A 19093-nucleotide genomic window follows, 5' to 3' on the forward strand; every position below is an offset into this window, starting at 1 on the left:
CAAATAACAGCAGACACGAAGAGGTGATGCATATGGCACGTATGAAATATATTTACGCGATAGCAATCCTTGCGGGCTTCATACTCGCAGGACTTTTAATTAACTTCATAACAAAACTATTTTGACATAAAAAGTGACGCATCATACTTTTTTATGTTTATAACGATCCGAATCGGCCCTCGCAATGAAGGACTGGATCGATATCGGCTGTTCAAAATCATACTGAGCGATGCCGACACTTACCGACACTTCATAAGGAGTGCCGATACTTTCTTCAAGTCTTTTGACATTACTCTTGATCTGATCGGCGAGCCAGCTTGCCTCAGCTCTGTAAGCCATCTCGGCTACGATAACAAACTCATCCCCGCCGTATCTTGAAATAAAGAATCTGTTTCTGGGACCCTGGCAGGCATCCTTGATCGCACCTGCTATTCTTACAAGAATCTTGTCACCCTCGCCGTAACCGTAGTTATCATTTATAGTCTTAAAATTATCAACATCAACAATTAAGAGAAACAGCGGAAGAAGTGGGTTCTCCACATGCATCTTTTGCGAAAGATATTTATACATCTGATTCTTGTTGTTGAGCTGAGTGAGCGGATCGATGGATATCATATTGTCCATATAGGTACTGTACAGATAGAACACCGCCGCGAGCGCTCCGTAGCACAGGAAAGGAACTCTCCAGTACATAGCCTGCAAAACGCCAAGCACGATGGGCGCTGTCGGGAAAATACCGATCATGATATAGATATACTTATCCGTATACATATTCCTGCTAAAAGCTCTTCTGAGCGCATTGACCGATGCCGCGATCATATATCCGAACGGCACGAGTACAAGGATAAAATAGAGCCTTCCGCCTCTAAGAATATTATTCTCATCAACATAGTAAACAAGCCCGGTTCTGTAGGCCGTAATGCACAAAAATGCAGCAATCCAAATAGGGATACTGAGCAGTACCCTGTTGAGGTCGTTCTCGATATATTTTTCTTTTTGCATGATCTCTGAAAGGATAAACCAGATATACGCCGCAATACTGAGCAAAATGTAGGTGAAGATATTGGACAGATACACGAGCGTCATGGAATTTCCAAGACATCCGCCGTCCACCAGCGCCCAGAAAATCTCGGCTGCGGAATATATGATAAGAGTTATGATAAGGTTCCCCAAATAGATCTGTGAGAGCTGTTTGTTGATACCTTTGTTTATCTTAAAAAGAAGCAGGCCAAGAAGGAAAATACAGGCCAATTGTGCCTCAACATAGTAGAAGACGTAACCCAAGCTATCAGACCTCCGAACATTCAATGAGCAGCCTTTGGAGCCGCTCATTGTAATAAATATTTTATCACGAAATCTCATTTCATAGCCAAATTAATTTTAGCCTGATGATATTATTTCTAGACTCCGTTAGCTATTGCCTTCAGTGCGTCGAATTCGGAATCGTACACACCTCCCATAGCCTCGATATCCTCCCATGTATACCACGCGCCGCTAAGCTGAATACCGTTTATTGAAATATCGGTCGTGATAACCATAAAAGGCTTGTGATTTACGACAATGTACGCGGTCCTGTTTAGCCCCAGGGGAGTAACATAAACGTGTCCCGTATCTATCAAATGATTCAGCTGATCTATTGATAAAGTCTTTGATAAAGGTACCGTCTTCATCATGTTCGCTATCCCCTCTTCCTTGATACGATCAAGTGAAAATTGCCAAAAAAACTCTCTAAAAATAAAAACCAGGTAGTATAAAATAATTATACTATCTGGATTTTTGAGTGTAAATTCGTTTATATTTATTTAATATTTCCCTAATTCCAAGTTCATTCTTTTGCCCGTCAGATATTTCTGAGATCCAAAAGATTCTCGATTTCACGCGCCTGTTCGGACTCTCTCTTCTCTTTTTTCTTCTGTCTGAGCGTCTTTTCCGGAACCTGATCTCTTGAAATGTGAGGCAGTGTATCGGGATCGTAAGGATTTCTCGAAGTAATGGTAATGGTATCTCTCTTTTCAGGGAAAAGATTCTTCGCAATATCCTCTTCAACCTCTTTTATCTGCTCTTTCTGAGTAAGCTTAGGATTAAGATTGGTCTCGGGTATCTCATCGAGATTGGGATGCTTCTCGTTCTTCATGGAAGCAAGGAAGCCGATCAGATCGACATTGATCTCCGAAATGCTGCATCCAATGGCCTTCTTCTTGCCTATATTGAAGTTTCTGACCACAACGGTGCTAAGCTCATAGTTATGAAGCGATGATCCGTACCTGAATCTGACATCTATACGGTCGCCCTCGTTGCATACTGTGCCTTTGTCGAGAACAAGCGATATTCCTCTCATGGAAATATCGTGAACCGTGCAGTTCTTGAGGTTTATATTATCGCCGTTAATAGACATGATTCCCAGCTTATCGATAAAGAATCTCTCCGCGCGCCTCAAATTATCGGGCTCAAGCTCGGAAAGGCATCTTATAAGATGGAAATTACCGTATCTAGTCCTAACGGGCGTAACCGTCGTAGAAACGAACTTGTATACTCTTCCGTCTCTTTTGTTCCTGATCTGAATATTGGAGGGCTCAAGGAATCTCATATATTTACCGAAGTATTCCATCGGCTTGACCAAAAGTCCGGCCGAGCATCCAAAAATCGCCTCCGTCATGAGCACAATTCCATGACCGCCGACAGATGCATGTATCTTGACTTCCGAGCCGTTTGCAATTTCACTTACATTCATAAAAAACTATCCCCATGTGTAGCATACTTTCTATATCATGATATACTATTGAAAGAAAAAAAGGAAGAAGTACGTCCGGAGGAGCAAGACATGATAAAAGAAAACCTTGAATACGTTGAAAATAGAATCGCCGAGGCCTGCAAAAGAGCCGGCAGAGACAGAAGTGAAGTTACTCTTATCGCAGTCAGCAAGACCAAGCCCGTCAGCGACCTCAGAGAAGCCATGGCATGCGGCATAACGGTATTCGGTGAAAATAAAGTTCAGGAAATACGAGATAAAACGGCTGAGATCACAGAGCCTCTTTCATGGCACATGATAGGCCATCTTCAGGCCAATAAGGTTAAATACCTTCCCGGTGTTGCCTGCATGATCCACTCAGTCGATAACAAGAAGCTCGCAGATGAGATTGAAAAACAGGCAGCCAAACACGACCTTGTAATGGACGTTCTCGTCGAAGTAAACATGGCTCACGAGGATACCAAGTTCGGACTTTCCCCCGACGAGGCAATTGATTTTGTAAAAGAGATAAGCACACTTCCGCACCTCAACATCCGCGGATTTATGACTATCGCTCCCTACACGGAAGATCCGGAATCCAACCGAGTATATTTTAAGGGGCTTCGCGAGTTAAAAGATAAAGTGAATGAGCTGAACATCCCTAATGTAAAGATGGACACTCTTTCAATGGGAATGACCGGTGACTACGAAGTAGCCATCGAAGAAGGCGCAACCTTTGTAAGAGTCGGAACCGGAATCTTCGGAGAAAGAGACTATAGTAAGAAGGAAAATCCTTGATCTGCTAAATGACTACTTACCACGGCAGCTGAAGCTGCCGTGGTTGCGGCTTTCATAAGCCATGCTTGGTCGCAAGTACTTTTATTATCTTGTCATTCAGTACGACATTGGAAGACTCAAATGTCAGTATCAGATTATCTCCCGGAAATATCTTATTTAGCATATAAGAGTTGATCTTGCGGATCGCCTTCTCCGCATATTTCGGATCATCCATTCTTCCATCGTGCTCCCAGTAAATCTCTTTTCCATCTCTCTTTCTAAGAAATGTGAAATCAGGATAGACAACACCATAACCCCTCAGATTTATCGGGCACTCATACTTATATTCAATTCCGTTGTCATAGAAATAATCAGCAAGTATTTTCTCCGACTTTGAGCGGACACGCTCCCCTTTCTTTGAGTAGATGATCGGCGTTTTTTCATCAAATTCTTTTCCTATGTAGGCTTTGCTCTTCCACTCCTTTAGGCGCTGCTCCCATGGCACCACAGCCGCTTTTACTATCTTTTTTCTTATTGGATGAAGCCTTTCGTAAATCTCCTCGATCTCATTATCCCTGTATTCTTCCGCAATTTTATCAAGCTGCCTGACCCTTCTGTCTACCAGCTTTTTCACCCTAGCATCGTATGTCTTCTGCGCAAGCCCCCAAATTATTCCCATATCATCTTTTTTGATATAGCTTCCTGTTTTATTCTCCGTGCAGTGCATGTAGTGAACGTGCTTCCTGGAAGTCGATATCCTTAAATACCCTTCCGGCGCACCTTCAAGGCGCTTGTCCACAATCTGCTTTATAGCCTGCAATCTCTCCTTCTCTTTTCTGAGCATTTCCCCTAAACCATACATATTCTTTTCTCCTTTGTACATCGTGATTTGTGTTTTTTATATTTGTATTTTTTATGCCTGTATTTTTTATGCTTGTTTTTTTTGCTTGTTTTATGCTTCCAGCATGCCTCTTTTCGCGTTTTCTTGATTAGAGGCATGTGGATTTGCTTCTTTTAACATGCCTCTTTTCGGCTTTGCTTGATTAGAGGCATGTGGATTTGCTTCTTTTTACATGCCTCTTTTTGGCTTTGCTTGATTAGAGGCATGTGGATTTGCTTCTTTTTACATGCCTCTTTTTGGCTTTTCTTGATTAGAGGCATGTGGATTTGCTTCTTTTTACATGCCTCTTTTTGGCTTTTCTTGATTAGAGGCATGGAGTTAGACAGTGCATGACAATAAAAACTTCAAAACCAGAAGCATCAAAACTATTTTTTTATTCATTAGAATTGAATTGCAGCAAGAAGTTGACTGCTGCTAATAGGTAAAAAGCTTAGCGCTTTTTTAAAGAATTCATTGGGCTGACTTATGATTAGTCAGCCCAATGCAATAGACTATTAAACTTGAATCAGAATCGGATCTGCTTCTCTACCATTCTTACGAACTCGACGTTGTTTCTTGTCTTTGAAAAGAGGTTGATACACTGGTCAACCGCATCGTCGGCCTTCATTCCGTTGAATCCCTTTCTCAAGCTGTTGATTGCAACGAGCTCTTCGTTTGTAAGAAGGAGATCTTCTCTTCTTGTACTGGACTTGGGAATATTGATAGCAGGGAAGATTCTCTTTTCCTGAAGCTTTCTGTCGAGAACCATTTCCATGTTACCTGTTCCCTTGAATTCCTCGTAGATAACATCGTCCATCTTGGAACCTGTCTCTATAAGTGCTGTAGCAAGAATTGTAAGGCTTCCGCCCTCTCTCATATTTCTCGCTGCACCGAAGAACCTCTTGGGCATATGAAGAGCTGCGGGATCAAGACCACCGGAAAGTGTTCTTCCTGAAGGAGGAACAACGATGTTATAAGCTCTAGTAAGTCTTGTGATAGAGTCAAGAAGGATAACTACATCCTTGCCGTGCTCTACAAGTCTCTTTGCTCTTTCCATAACCATCTCTGCAACTCTCTTGTGATGCTCGGGAAGCTCATCGAAAGTTGAGTAGATAACTTCTGCGTTAGGCCCTTCAATTGACTCCTTGATATCCGTAACTTCCTCAGGTCTCTCATCGATAAGAAGGATGATGAGATGAATCTCGGGGCTGTTCATAAGGATTGACTTGGCAACTTCCTTAAGAAGTGTTGTCTTACCTGCCTTGGGAGGAGATACGATCATACCTCTCTGTCCCTTACCGATGGGGCTGATAAGATCCATGATCCTCATAGCAACAGATGCGTTCGGAGTCTCAAGTCTGATCTTGGAATTAGGGAAAATAGGAGTCATGTTCTCAAAGTTCCATCTTCCCATAGCAACCTCGGGCTTGTAACCGTTAACAGTATCAAGTCTTGAAAGCGCTGCAAATTTATCTGTCTCTTTCTTGGGTCTGCATGTACCCGAAAGGATATCACCGGTCTTTAAATTAAATCTTCTGATAAGGCTGGGAGCAACATAAACATCGTTCTCGCCGGGAAGATAATTCTCGCATCTGATGAATCCGTATCCGTCCTGCATAACTTCAAGGATTCCGTTAGCGCTGTCGCCCTCTTCAATCTCAACCTCGGGCTCATCCTGTGAATGTGCGCCATCCTGCTTATCAGTTTTATGAGCTGCATCAGCCTTGTCTGATCTGCGGCCTTCGGACTTATCTGCTCTGCGGCCTGCGTTATCTGATGCATCACCTCTGGATGAAGCTCCATCCTGCTTATCGGAAGAATCAGTGGATTCGCTGTTTGCGGTAGTAACCACAATCTTCTTTTTGGAAGGCTTTGCAGATGCCTTCTTCTCTTCAGCTGCGTTGCTCTGCTCCTTGGCTTTCTCGGCAGCCTCCTTTTCATCAAGCTCGCACATAAGATCAATGATCTCAGACTTTTTAAGTCCCGCTACGCCCTTGATTCCTCTTTTCTTTGCAATGTCTCTTAAATCGTTCAGTTTCAGTGTTTCGTATTTTTCTCTCAAGTTCTCTCCATTCCGCGCCATAAGCGCATTTATATAAGCAACTTCTAATTATAATCAATGGAATCAGCAAACGACTGCGTGAAATACGCGTTTGTTTAAAGAACAAATCCTAATTTACTTACTGAGAGTACAATACACCATTTTTACGATAAAATCAACATTAATCACAGAAAAAACCAGCATTTTCCTGTAAAAAATCGAGATTCATAAATTCAAATCTTGAATTTTAGAGACTTTTGTTCACAATTTGCATTCCGCTACCGCTCTCCGAGCGCTTTCCCGCAAATCACCCGTAATCGTCCTCTGCGCTTTACGGGGCGCGCTTCACTTGCTCCTCTCAACCCGTAAACACACTTGCCCCAGCACCGCCTACTGCGCAACTTTTTTCTCTCAGGCGGTGCACATCCCATCTTTCGCACCGCCTCACGCGCACTTTTTCTTTCCGGGCGGTGCACATCCCATCTTTCGCACCGCCTCACGCGCACTTTTTCTTCCCGGGCGGTGCACATCCCATCTTTCGCACCGCCTCACGCGCACTTTTTCTTCCCGGGCGGTGCACATCCCATCTTTCGCACCGCCTCACGCGCACTTTTTCTTCCCGGGCGGTGCACATCCCATCTTTCGCACCGCCTACAGAGCAAACTTCTTTCTCTGGCGGTACACAGCCTTAATTTGCCGCGTCCCCCATCTATCATCAGTCACTTCCCCACCGCCGCGCCCTCCGCCCAGCGTAAACCGCGAAGTCAAGGGACCGTGGAATAAACCGGAGCGCTGCCGGCGCGAGGATTTATGCCGCGAAAGCCCTTTACCGCGCGGCAAAGATTATCCTACGCAAAAAGGGGCGCAAGCAATTTGCTTGCACCCCTGCTTCCGGCGAGGATGGGTCCGGGCAAAGCCCGGACATTCCGCTGCCACTTCATTTTCTATTTAATCATTAAACTTGCCATATAGGATCTTGGCGAGCTCAGAATTCTTATCAAGAACAATTGTCTTGTCGCCGGTCATCGAAGCCTTGATGGCATCAAGTCCTCTGATGTAACTGTAGAACTCTGCTTTTTCCTCGGTATCATATGCCTTGGAAAGAGTTTCCATGTATGATGACTCACCTTCTGCGATGAGCTTGGCTGCATCCTTCTCAGCCTGAGCCTTTACAATGGCAACTTCCTTGTCAGTCTCATTGTGAATCTTCTGAGCCTCGGCATCACCTTGAGCAGTGTATGAAGCAGCGATGTTGTTTCGCTCTGAGATCATACGCTCATATACAGCCTGCTTGTTATCATCAGGAAGATCGAGAGCCTTAATCTGTGCCTGAACAATTGTGATTCCGTAACCTGCCATATCATTGTTGGCTTCTTCGGATATAAGCTTGGTGAGCGTCTCGCCTCTTGCCTCAATAACTTCGTCCTGAGTCATAGAAGAGATTGCATTCTTGGTCGCATTGTATACGGATGCCTCGATTCTTTCCTCGGCTCTTGCTGTAAGAGCGTTAAGAGTCTGAACGTATTTAAGCGGCTCCGTAACTCTCCAGATAACGTATGTATCTGTGATCATAGACTTTTTATCCTTGGTGATAACGTCTGAAGCGGGGATATCATAAAGAACCGCCTTGGCGCTTATTGTCTGAGCGTCATCAATAAAAGGAGTCTTGAAATGAAGTCCCGGATCGTCTGCAATTGCGATGATCTTACCGAATCTTCTGACAGTTACATATTCATTTTGATGAACTATAAATGTGGCTGAGCCAAATACTATAAGCAGTGCCAGCACAATAAATACTAATAATCCTGTAAATACACCTTTTTTATTTACCATGTTAACCTCCTCAATCACTAAAACTTTCAAGCGGAAGCATCTGCTGAGTCTGTCCGTCCGTGATTATAACCTTAAGTTCAGGGAGAACGTCCTCCATTGCTTCGTAGAAAAGTCTCTTCTTGGTGATATAAGGCTGTAACTTGTACTGCTCATACATCTCGTTAAATCTTGCAACCTGACCTTCGGCCTCGGCAATTCTTGACTGCTTCTTAGCCTCGGCGTCCTGAATTATCTTATCGGCTGTAGCCTCTGCCTTGGGAAGCTCTTCGCTCTGATACTTCTTGGCATTGTTTATAGCAGTCTCTTTTCCCTGCTTGGCAGTTTCTACAGACTTAAACGCCTGAACAATTTCCTCCGTGGGCGGCTCAGCGTCCTGAACAGAGAGATTGACTACCATAAGGCCGATCTTCTTTTCGGTAAGTTCATTCTGAAGCTTCTCTTTTACCTCAGCCTGAATCTGACCCTTAGCTGTTGTGATAACGTCATCAACAGGATAGTTGACAACAGTATTTCTGATGCATGCAAGAGCCATGTTCTTCATGATAAGCTCGGGCTCTTCACTGTTGTAATAAGCGGCAACGGGGTCGCTTACCTTGTATTCAAGATAAAAATCGATATCAACAAAATTAAAATCAGACGTGATCATAACACCTTCGTCATCAACCGTGATGTTCTGACCGTCTTTGATCGTGTAACCGATTCCGATTCCGTGAGTTGTCATATCGATAAGATGTGAACTCTGGATGAAAGGAACCTTGAAATAAAGTCCGGCGGTATCTACTCTTACTACCTTTCCGAACATAGTCAGGATCGCCTGCTCCTGCTCTTTTACCTGATAAAATCCCTGACTGATAACAAGAAGAATGAACAATGCAACTATTCCTGCAAGTATCGTCTTAGGATTTATCTTAAGCGATTGCTTTCTCATAAAAGTCCTCCCTTTTATAGTAATTAATAATATGATATACGAATTGCTCCATGACTTACGTCATTTTCGCAATTCTGCAAATATTCGGAATCCGCATTATCATGCTACTTCCTCATATTTGTTAGGGTCATAAAGTCAAAATGCTTAACATGCAAGCATGTACGCATTTATGACTTTCGACACCTATATCATATAAAAAATCGGCGTGCGCCGAAACACACGCCGACATCATTTATCTTTTTATAAATCCATTATTGGAAGTTCGTGATCAATGCTATAACTCTCAGTGCGAAGAGTACAAATACAACCCACATGATAGGGCTTACTTCCTTAGCTTTCTTGGAAACAACCTTGAGGATAACCCATGCAAGAACCGCAAACATAATTCCTGTAGCGATTGAATATGCAAGAGGCATCATAACTACCGCAAGGTATGCTCCTACAGAATCAGCGATGTCACCGTCGAACTTAACCTTTGTGATACTCATGAGCATGAGCATACCAACATAGATAAGTGCGGGAGCTGTTGCAAATGAAGGAATAGCAAGGAACAGAGGGCTAAGTACAAGTGATACAAGGAAAAGAACACCTGTTGTAAGAGCTGTAAGACCTGTTCTACCGCCGGCTGCAACACCTGCGCTTGACTCTACAAAGCTTGTTACTGTTGAAGTACCGAGGAGGGCACCTGATGTTGTTCCTACAGCGTCAGCAAGGAATACCTGACCAACTCTGGGAAGGTTGCCGTCCTTATCAAGAAGGCCTGCCTTGTCGGCAACACCTACTACTGTTCCTACTGTGTCAAAGAGATCTACATAGAGGAAGCTGAATGTGATAGCAAGGAACTGAATGATATGGCTTGCTGCCCATCCGAAGTTAAGCTTGAATGCTGTCTCTGAGATTGCTCCGAGCTGAAGTCCTCTTGAGAAATCAGGGAAAAGGCTTGTTCCTTCAGCAGGTACATAAATGCCTGCAGCCTGAAGGATCATACCAACAACCCAGATAACGATGATTCCGATAAGAACGCCACCTCGTACATTGTAGTGAACAAGTGCTGCGATAAGTACAAGACCAATAAGAGCAAGTACCATGTCGAGATCAGTGAAGCTTCCGAGACCAACTACTGTAGCGTCGTTAGCAATGATGATACGTGCATTCTGCATTCCGATGAATGCGATGAAAAGTCCGATACCTGCTGAGATACCGAATTTAAGATTCTGGGGAATACTATTGATGATCTGCTCACGGAATTTGAAGAATGAAAGGACAATAAAGATAAGACCTTCCACAAATACCGCTGTAAGAGCGATCCTGAAGGGCTCTGCCTCATTTGCAAGTTCGCCTAAGCATACGGTGTAAGCGAAGTAAGCATTAAGTCCGAGTCCAGCTGACAATCCGATAGGATAGTTTGCAAGGAATGCCATGATAAAAGTAGCGATGGCTGATGCAAGTGCCGTAGCGACAAATACACCGTTTGCATTCATTACAGTACCCAGGATGTTAGGGTTAACGGCCAGAATGTAAGCCATTGTAAGGAATGTTGTGGCACCGGCAAGAATCTCTCTCTTGACCGTGGTGTCATGTTCTTTGAGTTTGAATAACTTTTCCAACATACTTTTTCTTCTCCTTTGTTAGATATGACTATTATCTTTTACAAAAGCCGCGTCACCTGTACAGGATCCTGCCGACTACGTAAGCCACCTCATAAGCGTTGTCATATAACTCAAAGAGAACGTGTGCCATAACCGTGACATAGACGTTCCTTGTCAAAAGATATGCGATCGTAACGGGCAGAGCCATAAGCATCCACTCTGCAATCCCCAACCAGCCGTGTGCTCTTGCAATTGAACAGAGCAACAGACTGACAACCGTAAGGATCGCCGTCTTTTTCTTATTGTCAAAAGAGATTAAGGCCCTTCTGTAGAAAAACTCCTCAGCAACGGGCTTCATAATAATCATCATGAATGCGTATACTAAAGTAGGTACAAGATCATTCTCGACGATAATGTTGATCACATGGTCGTCGATATCATAGGAAAAAGTCATCGTGATAAAATCTTTAAGCTTACCTGCGCCGAACAAACCGGCAAACGTAAGTAATACAGGTAGCCAGAAAGTCTTTATCTTTCCGAAATGACTGCGCATCTTTCTAAAAGAGAACTGCTTGTGAATGAAATAAAAATAGATAAGCAGCCCCAAATAGAATAAAAAGAATAAATTAAAAGCTTGCTTGGGCACCACAATAGTGGCTATGACCAGTGCCAATTCCCATAGCAGCGGTATATATAAACGGTTCAAAATAAACTCCTTCAACACAAACTTCTCTCAATTTGGTAAATAACCACACTCAATAATTATAAATTCATTGATTATAGAGGTCAATTCATTTTTCATTCACACTTTTACATATCTCCCCTCTCATGCTAAAATGTGTTGTTGCGAAATGTAATTTTGGAGATTAATTATGATTTTATCAGTACACAACATAAATAAATCTTTTGACGGAAAAGATATTTTAAAAGATGCATCTTTTCATATAGAAAACAACGAGAAGGCTGCGATTGTCGGAATCAACGGCGCGGGAAAGACAACTCTTCTTAAGATAATAATCGGAGAGCTCTCCGCAGACAGCGGCGATGTGACTTTTTCCAAGGATGTGACCTGGGGGTATCTTGCGCAGAACCAGAACGTTCAGACCGAGAACACGATTTTCGAAGAGCTTGTTGAGGTCAAAAAACATGTCATCGAGCTCGAGGAAAACATCAGAGCCGCCGAGGAAGAGATGAAGCTCGTTACGGGCGATGAGCTCACTCGCCTCATGGACAGATACACATTCATGAACGAGCAGTTCCAGAGAATGTCGGGCTATGCGTGGCAAAGCGAAGTTACGGGCGTTGCGAAGGGCCTTGGTTTTACAGAGGACGAGCTTGATAAAAAGATCTCTACCCTTTCGGGAGGTCAAAAGACAAGAGTGGCCCTCGGTAAGCTTCTTCTCGAGAGCCCCGATCTCATTATCCTCGACGAGCCCACAAACCATCTGGATATGACATCGATCAGATGGCTTGAGAATTATCTTTTGAACTATAAAGGTGCCGTGCTTATCGTCTCGCACGACAGATATTTCCTTGATAAGATCGTCGGAAAGGTGATCGAGGTCGAGAACACGCTTGTTTCAAGCTTTGTCGGCAACTACAGCGCCTATTCGGTCAAGAAAGAGCAAAAGAGACTGGCGCAGTGGAGCGCATACATGAAGCAGCAGCAAGAGATCAAGCACCAGGAAGAAGTTATCGCAAAGCTAAAGTCTTTCAACCGCGAGAAGTCAATTAAGCGCGCCGAGAGCCGTGAAAAGATGCTGGAAAAGACGGTTCGTCTGGATAAGCCCATGACGATTGACGATTCCATGAAGATCACGCTTAAGCCCTCTTGCGAGAGCGGAAAAGACGTTCTGGAAGCCGTGAATCTTTCGAAGTCTTTCGGAAGTCAGGAGCTCTTTTCCGGAATTAATTTTGAGATAAAAAAGGGTGAGCACGTTGCGATAATCGGTGACAACGGAACGGGTAAGACGACTCTCCTTAAGATGATAAACGGCCTTGAGAGCATCGACAGCGGCAAGATCACGCTCGGCACCAAGGTCGAGATCGGCTACTACGATCAGGAGCACCACGTTCTTAATGACAGCAAGACTTTGTTTGACGAGCTTCAGGATGCTTATCCGACGCTCAACAATACCGAGATAAGAAACACGCTCGCGGCATTTCTTTTTACCGGAGATGACGTATTCAAAAGAATCGGTGACCTCTCGGGAGGTGAGAAAGGCCGCGTCAGCCTTGCAAAGCTCATGCTCTCCGACGCAAACTTCCTCATCCTCGACGAGCCGACGAACCACTTGGATATCACGAGTAAAGAGATCCTTGAGTCGGCGATCTCAGGCTACGAGGGAACCGTGCTGTACGTAAGCCACGACAGATATTTCATAAATAAGACTGCGACCAGGATTCTTGACCTTACACGCAAGAGCATGGTCAATTACATCGGAAACTACGACTACTACATCGAGCACGTCGAAGAAAAGATGCAGAACACGTTCGGAACAACTGAAACAGGCTCCGGAGCTATCGGAAGTTCCACATCTCCTTCTGCTCCGTGCGCAGCAGGCGCTTCGGCAGCTGCTACCGGTGCTTCTTCTGCTTCGTCAGGAAATACCGGAAGCTCCGGAAGCGATGACTACAAAGCTCAAAAAGAGGACAAAGCAAGAAGAAAGAAGCTTGAAGCCGCTCTTAAGAAATGCGAGGACGAAATCGCAAAGTTCGAAGCCAGAGACAGCGAGATCACCGAGGCCCTCTCCGATCCTTCAATCGGCACCGACCTCGCAAAGCTCCGCAAGCTCACCGACGAACAAACCGAAATACAAGAAAAGCTCTCCGCACTCTATGATGAGTGGGAAGAGCTATCGAGCATGGCTTAAAACATACTATTCATATATCATTACACATTAGCAGTTTGAATATATCCGGTATTGCTGACATATTCAAACTGCCAATTGTCTATTATATATTATGATCAATCTTTCCCATTTTGCCTTCATTCCAGCTATTCACTGTTAAATCCACCCTTTAGCTTGTAAATATTTATCCGGAATCCGTAATTTAATATCTTGTAAAATCTTATTCCAATCAGCCTCCCAGCTTCTAACATCACTTTGCATTTATTTTGTGACCATTTTTTCCAATACTTGCCCATTATTAATATCAATCATAATACTCAGACCAAAAAAAGTTACAACTTCCAAGCAATTATCATTCACCTTTCCAATTGATACTACGGTTTGCGGGGGCAGCGTATCAATAATATCTTCAATATTCCAATTATAATCCCCATAATTATCATAACAATATAGATTATTGGTTGGATTATCTTTAGTATATTCTGTCATTACTATAATCCTTCTATCGAACTCCATAACTTCTTCTATTTTTTCATTAAACGAAATAGCTTTATCATTTATAAATATAGTATTCTGTTCGTATTTATATTTTCCCATATCAATTACTTATTATCCTTATTCTTTGACTAAAGAAAAATACAATTCTTCAATATCCTTATCATTCTTTTTTCTCGGAGACTCATATATAACAAAACTGGCTTCATAATAAGCTCCTGGATCTATGTAGTACTTTGATTCTTCATCCCAATATTTATACGCGGTATTGCTTTTATCTATATCACTCACGCAAAATCTACCGCCTTCTAAATCTTCCACAGTCATCTCAAAATCAGTCTCATCCCAGTTATCGATCAAAGAAAGCACTTCCTGACCGCTCACCGGTCCTTGCAAATACTTATCGTACTTCTCCTTAGCCGCCGCATACCTTTCCTCAAAGTCCGCACCACCAGCGGAGGAAAAGGTACAGCCGGATAAAATTACGGACAGTAATAAAACTGTGATAATAAATAGGTTTGGTTTATTTCTCATCGTAAATATCCTCAAATAATCTTTTCTCGTTCTCAAAATTCAAAGCGACCAGTTCATCAAACGGAACTGCTTTCTTATCGGCATTATCAATGATGCACTCATTTGCCCATAAGAACGGATATATCAATATCCCTTGGTCAAAGCCTACTTCTTTAGCGTCTTTTTTCCAACCGTTCCATCTCATAGTTTCATAAAATTCATCTATGTTTCCTTGCAATGCCCAAGAAAAGAACTCACTGTACTTCATTTCAAGGCATTCCCACTCAAGAGTGTCCGGTGCAAAATACCAGATACTGTTTGCCTCATCTTCAAATCTATTTATATTGATAGCAAACAATCCTCCGACAATATCGGATGCAACAACAAATAATCCGGTCATTTCATGAGAAGCTCCAAATTCCTTGTTGTAATGACTTATTCCGATATTATCCTTTGTTTGACCAAATATCCGGATCCAGTCGTCTATAACGATCCCGCCGGTGTTGCATACAATCTCATATAGCAGTGATTTCTCAGGGATATTTAAATCAAAACATTCTTCTCTACCGGTCTTTTCATCTCCTTCGAGCAGTTTTACATCCCTATTACTTTCTCCGATGAATGTCATTATCTCTTGCCAATTAGCCATAGTCAGTCCTGCAATTCCACGTCTTCTATTATTTCATCCAATCAATAAAAGCGATAAAGTCTTTTACCAGCTCTTCTCCATTAGCTTCAATATTCTGCTCTGCTATCTCGTCATAATATTCAAGTTCATGGATAAGGATTGGAAGCTCTTTTCCAAATTTAGCAGTAAGAACCTTCTCTTCATGTATTTCTTTTACAACATATATCAAAAGTTTAATGAACGATTCAGTGATCTCTTCATCATTTTCTTCAGCCTCTTCTGTATATTCATAATCAAGATTCTCATGATATTCAAGCCCCTGATCTATAATCCAATTTTTCACTATTTCAGCCGTATCATCAAAGCCAAATCTAAGCTCTTCATTTTGTAACCAATACGCATAGTTCCATCTGAATTCTATATCAGATACTCCTGAATCCTTTTGAGTAATCCTACTTTCTGTATTATATCCAAGTGTAACTGTGGGTTTCGAGGGATTGTCACCATCATCATAAACGAACAACGATACAGCATAAATATCAGTATCTGTCCATGTTTTAATGCTATCAATTATTTCTTTTTTTAATAATTCTTTCATCATCAACCTATTCTATTTCTTCATTTCCGTAGTAGTCTTCATCTGCTTCGACAACATTTACCATAATTGCACTATTTACATAATCATCTAAAGAATCCAATTCGTAATGAAAACTATCCTCGCCTCTGTAGGTGTAATACATTATCCTAACTGTTTTCACATCTGTGTCAGCAATAGTACTGACGCTTATAATAATATGAAACTCTTCATCCGGAAATAATGCATGAAATTTATATCCCCAAAGTTCAACGATATCAAATGCTAATCTCAAACTTTGTTCATAGGTTATTCCATCGAAATAACTTCCAATCAAAAATTCGCTCTGCCCCCATTCAAATTCAGATAATTCATCATAATCATAATAATCTAACGTTTCTTCAGATTCCCTTTCTCGATCATCAATTTTCAAAAAAATACCATCTTGAACTTTATATATAGTTGGATTGATCACAGAAAGCTTTCCAGTAAAATCAAAGGTATTATCCATATCCTTTATTTTTAAGTATTCTTCTTGCATGCGCGTGTTCATTATTATCATAAAAAATCATTCCCATATTAGCGATTCATATATTGTTTTTATAGCTATTCAGAAATTCCACATTGTACAATCCTGACTAATATCGCGCTTTTATACTCTTCAAGATTATCTTCATCGAGCCAGCTCTCTTCACCTTCATGAAATTTGTGAAACCTCAGAGAAATATCACCTTCAGAATCATCTATAATGATATGGAATTCTTCGTTAGGAAAAGATGTCTTTAATTTACTTTCCCACATTTCAGAAATAATAAATGCAAGTTTTAACATGCTTAATTCATCTAAATCATCGAAATAATCTTGAATTCTCAATTCACTGCATCCTGCCTCATATACAGTAGCAGAATAATGTAAATCCAATATTCTTTCCGGATTGAGATTAGTTATTTTTTCCTCATCTCCTTTTCTCATCAGATAAAAACCTTGCACCTCATAAAAATCAGGCCAAAGGACTGATAATTCTCCTTTTATCCTAAGATTACTTTCATTTTCTATGATTTTTTCTATTTTGTCTTGCATTAGATGGTTATACTTTATCATTTTATTTTTGTCTCCTCCGTTGCAATTCTTCTAATGAAAAAAAGGTTGTTCACCCAAAAGCCTTAATCCCCTGTCAATTGCACGTTGCACTTCTGGATCCTGTAACATTCTTTGTATAGCGGGTGCGGCTTTTTCACCAGTCTTATATATATACAAAGCTCCGGTAATTACATCAAAAATATACTTCTCTCCATCAGGGCCATGGTAATGTATATTACCTGGTATTCATGTGCAATGCACACAGTCTTAAACAAGCATACGTCATATTTACTTATACACGATCACATACCCGCCAACCTGCTCGGCATTATAGCCATTTGGAAGGTCGCCGAGTGCATCTTTTTCCGCGATGCTAAGAACAAAGATATCGTCGCCGTAGTTTGCTTCAATAACATCTGCTCCGACCTCGGTGCCTGCATCCGCGGACTCGTCGTCCGAAACGACCGCGAGCACATCTTCGGGGAGTCCGAATACGAAATTGCCGTAGCTTGCGGCCACTCTGAATTCATCTTCGGGATCTTTGTAAACAACGGTGTTGTGGAAGTCCACGGGTGAATAATTCGTATAGTAAAGTGCGAGCATGAACGGCGAAGAAAGGCCGTCGTAAGTTGAGTATACGGTTCTATCATCTCCTGCGATCTCATAGGCTCTTACCATCGCATCTCCGTAGCCGGGCATAAATACGTCCGCCGCTTTATTCGTAAAGTCGGTAAAATAATCTTTTGAAAAAGAAATCGCGGCAAGAAGCACAACTACGCACAGGGCATAAAAGCACTTGCGTACGTTCTTGTATATATACTCCGCTCCCTTTACAAAATAAAAGATAAGCGGAAGGTACATCATTACCATTCTGCTGGCGTCCGCTTTGATCGCGATCGCCATGACAAAGCATGAAATCAAAAGCGTTGACCAAACGGCGTTCATAGCGTATGAAACATTGACGTCGCCATCGACTACATCGGCATCCTCAGCCGTGCTGCCATCTCCTGTATCTTTCTCGCCGCGTGCAAACAATTTTTTTACCCCGATAGCGATTCCAATAAACACGATCGGGAACGTGAACACATAGAGCATCCAGTAGCCGGGATAGAAATGGCAAAGCATCTCATGCCTGTCTCCTATCGTAAGCGCGATCAAAAGAGTCTTTGCATTCTCAATGAGCTGACCAAAGAAGCCGGTCCCCGGTGTTAGGAACACCTCTCCGGTTCTTGATGCCGTGAATTTATTGATACAAAAATGCTCCGTTATGATCTCGGGAAGTCCAAGGTAATTTACCGCGTAAAAGACAAATAACGGCGCAAAAACGACCATGAAAGTAACGCCCGAAGCAATTAGCTGCTTGATATTCAAAACCTTTTTTCTAAGGCAAATAATGCAGATTAAAAGTAAGTGCAGCGGAACAACAATCGTTGCCGAACCGTAGCTGTACATGCATATTGAGTACATGCCGGCGCTCAAACAGTAGAACAACGTGCTGTTTCTTTTTATTCCGAGCATAAAAAGATAAACAGCAAGTCCAAGCGTAAACGGCATAATATTGCTGTCAAGCGTCCATCTGGAAAGGATCACGTGCCACGGGCATACCGCAAGAAAAGCGGTTCCGAAAAGACTGATCTCGTTTGAGTAAGCTCTTTTAGCCGTAAATTCTTTTAAAATAAAGAAAAACAAAGCAACCGTCAGGATGCCGCAGATTGCAGGAATCATGCGGAGTTTAACGATGCCCGTTCCGAACAGTTTAATTGAAAGCACATTGAGATAGATAAGAAGCGGGCTTCCGCCGCCGGGTCCCCAAGTGATGGGATATACGGGATATGCGTAGCCGTTGCGGTCGATACCGAACTTTGCGATAGCATACGCATCATAACCGATGGAAGCCTCGTCGGGTGCAAGTCCCAGCGGTATGCTTCCGAGTTTAAAAAGTCTTAAGAAGGATGCGATGACGAGGATAAGAGCGAGGATAATATATGTCGTCCTATTTGACAAGGAACTTCTGCTCTCACTTCGTTCGCCGGAAGGCTTAGCCTTGTTCAAAAAACCAATGCCATTGCCACTTCTTTTTTTATGCACGATAAAAGCTGCCGCGCCCATAAAGGCGCAGGCAGCCGTAGCTATACAATTGTATATGTCAATTATTCTCATATTTTTTCCCAACGC

The 19093-nt window shown here is 42.4% G+C and carries 18 protein-coding genes; 2 read left to right on the top strand and 16 right to left on the bottom strand.

All coding sequences use genetic code 11. The features are described 5' to 3' along the window. Positions 1-141 precede the first annotated feature (141 nt). The 3 genes from D6853_RS05640 to D6853_RS05650 all read right to left on the bottom strand — a co-directional run bounded on the left by D6853_RS05640 (position 142) and on the right by D6853_RS05650 (position 2731). Positions 142-1284, bottom strand: coding sequence for a GGDEF domain-containing protein (locus D6853_RS05640; protein ID WP_158588675.1), 1143 nt, complete (start codon positions 1282-1284; stop codon positions 142-144). Between the two features lie 116 nt (positions 1285-1400). Continuing rightward, complete coding sequence (locus D6853_RS05645) at positions 1401-1673, bottom strand: hypothetical protein (protein WP_120657070.1); 273 nt, start codon at positions 1671-1673, stop codon at positions 1401-1403. 167 nt (positions 1674-1840) lie between these two features. Next, positions 1841-2731, bottom strand: coding sequence for a PilZ domain-containing protein (locus D6853_RS05650; RefSeq protein WP_120657071.1), 891 nt, complete (start codon positions 2729-2731; stop codon positions 1841-1843). A 90-nt stretch (positions 2732-2821) separates the two neighbouring features. On the opposite strand from D6853_RS05650, the gene D6853_RS05655 reads away from it, so the two are divergent. After that, positions 2822-3526 (top strand): YggS family pyridoxal phosphate-dependent enzyme, encoded by a 705-nt coding sequence (locus tag D6853_RS05655; protein WP_120657072.1) that lies wholly within the window; start codon positions 2822-2824, stop codon positions 3524-3526. Between the two features lie 52 nt (positions 3527-3578). Here the strand turns inward: D6853_RS05655 and D6853_RS05660 are convergent, their stop codons facing one another. The 6 genes from D6853_RS05660 to D6853_RS05690 form a co-directional block, all read right to left on the bottom strand. After that, complete coding sequence (locus D6853_RS05660; protein WP_120657073.1) at positions 3579-4367, bottom strand: hypothetical protein; 789 nt, start codon at positions 4365-4367, stop codon at positions 3579-3581. A gap of 544 nt (positions 4368-4911) precedes the next feature. After that, positions 4912-6447, bottom strand: coding sequence for a transcription termination factor Rho (rho, locus tag D6853_RS05670; protein ID WP_120657075.1), 1536 nt, complete (start codon positions 6445-6447; stop codon positions 4912-4914). A 927-nt stretch (positions 6448-7374) separates the two neighbouring features. Further along, entirely contained in the window at positions 7375-8259 is an 885-nt protein-coding gene (hflC, locus tag D6853_RS05675) for a protease modulator HflC (protein WP_120657076.1), read from the bottom strand. A gap of 10 nt (positions 8260-8269) precedes the next feature. Next, complete coding sequence (gene hflK / locus D6853_RS05680; protein ID WP_120657077.1) at positions 8270-9187, bottom strand: FtsH protease activity modulator HflK; 918 nt, start codon at positions 9185-9187, stop codon at positions 8270-8272. A 251-nt stretch (positions 9188-9438) separates the two neighbouring features. Further along, positions 9439-10797 (bottom strand): NCS2 family permease, encoded by a 1359-nt coding sequence (locus D6853_RS05685; protein WP_330541615.1) that lies wholly within the window; start codon positions 10795-10797, stop codon positions 9439-9441. A 52-nt stretch (positions 10798-10849) separates the two neighbouring features. Continuing rightward, on the bottom strand, positions 10850-11482 hold the full coding sequence (locus D6853_RS05690; RefSeq protein ID WP_120657078.1) for a CPBP family intramembrane glutamic endopeptidase: 633 nt from the start codon (positions 11480-11482) through the stop codon (positions 10850-10852). 166 nt (positions 11483-11648) lie between these two features. On the opposite strand from D6853_RS05690, the gene abc-f reads away from it, so the two are divergent. Further along, positions 11649-13649, top strand: a complete 2001-nt coding sequence (abc-f, locus tag D6853_RS05695) for a ribosomal protection-like ABC-F family protein (RefSeq protein WP_120657079.1) — start codon at positions 11649-11651, stop codon at positions 13647-13649. A 240-nt stretch (positions 13650-13889) separates the two neighbouring features. Here the strand turns inward: abc-f and D6853_RS05700 are convergent, their stop codons facing one another. From D6853_RS05700 to D6853_RS05730, 7 genes are all read right to left on the bottom strand, one after another. After that, a complete protein-coding gene (locus D6853_RS05700) occupies positions 13890-14225 on the bottom strand; it encodes a hypothetical protein (protein ID WP_120657080.1) in 336 nt (111 codons plus the stop codon). An 18-nt stretch (positions 14226-14243) separates the two neighbouring features. Next, positions 14244-14657 carry a hypothetical protein gene (locus D6853_RS05705; protein WP_120657081.1) on the bottom strand — a complete coding sequence of 138 codons (414 nt, stop codon included), beginning with the start codon at positions 14655-14657 and terminating at the stop codon, positions 14244-14246. Beyond that, a complete protein-coding gene (locus D6853_RS05710) occupies positions 14647-15285 on the bottom strand; it encodes a DUF2625 family protein (RefSeq protein ID WP_120657082.1) in 639 nt (212 codons plus the stop codon). The genes D6853_RS05705 and D6853_RS05710 overlap by 11 nt, the downstream gene beginning before the upstream one ends. 28 nt (positions 15286-15313) lie before the next feature. Continuing rightward, positions 15314-15862 carry a hypothetical protein gene (locus tag D6853_RS05715; protein ID WP_207667206.1) on the bottom strand — a complete coding sequence of 183 codons (549 nt, stop codon included), beginning with the start codon at positions 15860-15862 and terminating at the stop codon, positions 15314-15316. A 7-nt stretch (positions 15863-15869) separates the two neighbouring features. After that, positions 15870-16400, bottom strand: a complete 531-nt coding sequence (locus D6853_RS05720; RefSeq protein WP_120657084.1) for a hypothetical protein — start codon at positions 16398-16400, stop codon at positions 15870-15872. Between the two features lie 44 nt (positions 16401-16444). Next, the gene (locus tag D6853_RS05725; protein WP_120657085.1) at positions 16445-16939 is read right to left on the bottom strand and encodes a hypothetical protein; all 495 of its coding nucleotides are present in this window, start codon (positions 16937-16939) and stop codon (positions 16445-16447) included. A gap of 267 nt (positions 16940-17206) precedes the next feature. Continuing rightward, positions 17207-19078 carry an ArnT family glycosyltransferase gene (locus tag D6853_RS05730; RefSeq protein ID WP_120657086.1) on the bottom strand — a complete coding sequence of 624 codons (1872 nt, stop codon included), beginning with the start codon at positions 19076-19078 and terminating at the stop codon, positions 17207-17209. Between the last annotated feature and the right edge of the window lie 15 nt (positions 19079-19093).

Source organism: Butyrivibrio sp. X503, assembly GCF_003625475.1.
Taxonomy (GTDB): Bacteria; Bacillota; Clostridia; order Lachnospirales; family Lachnospiraceae; genus Butyrivibrio.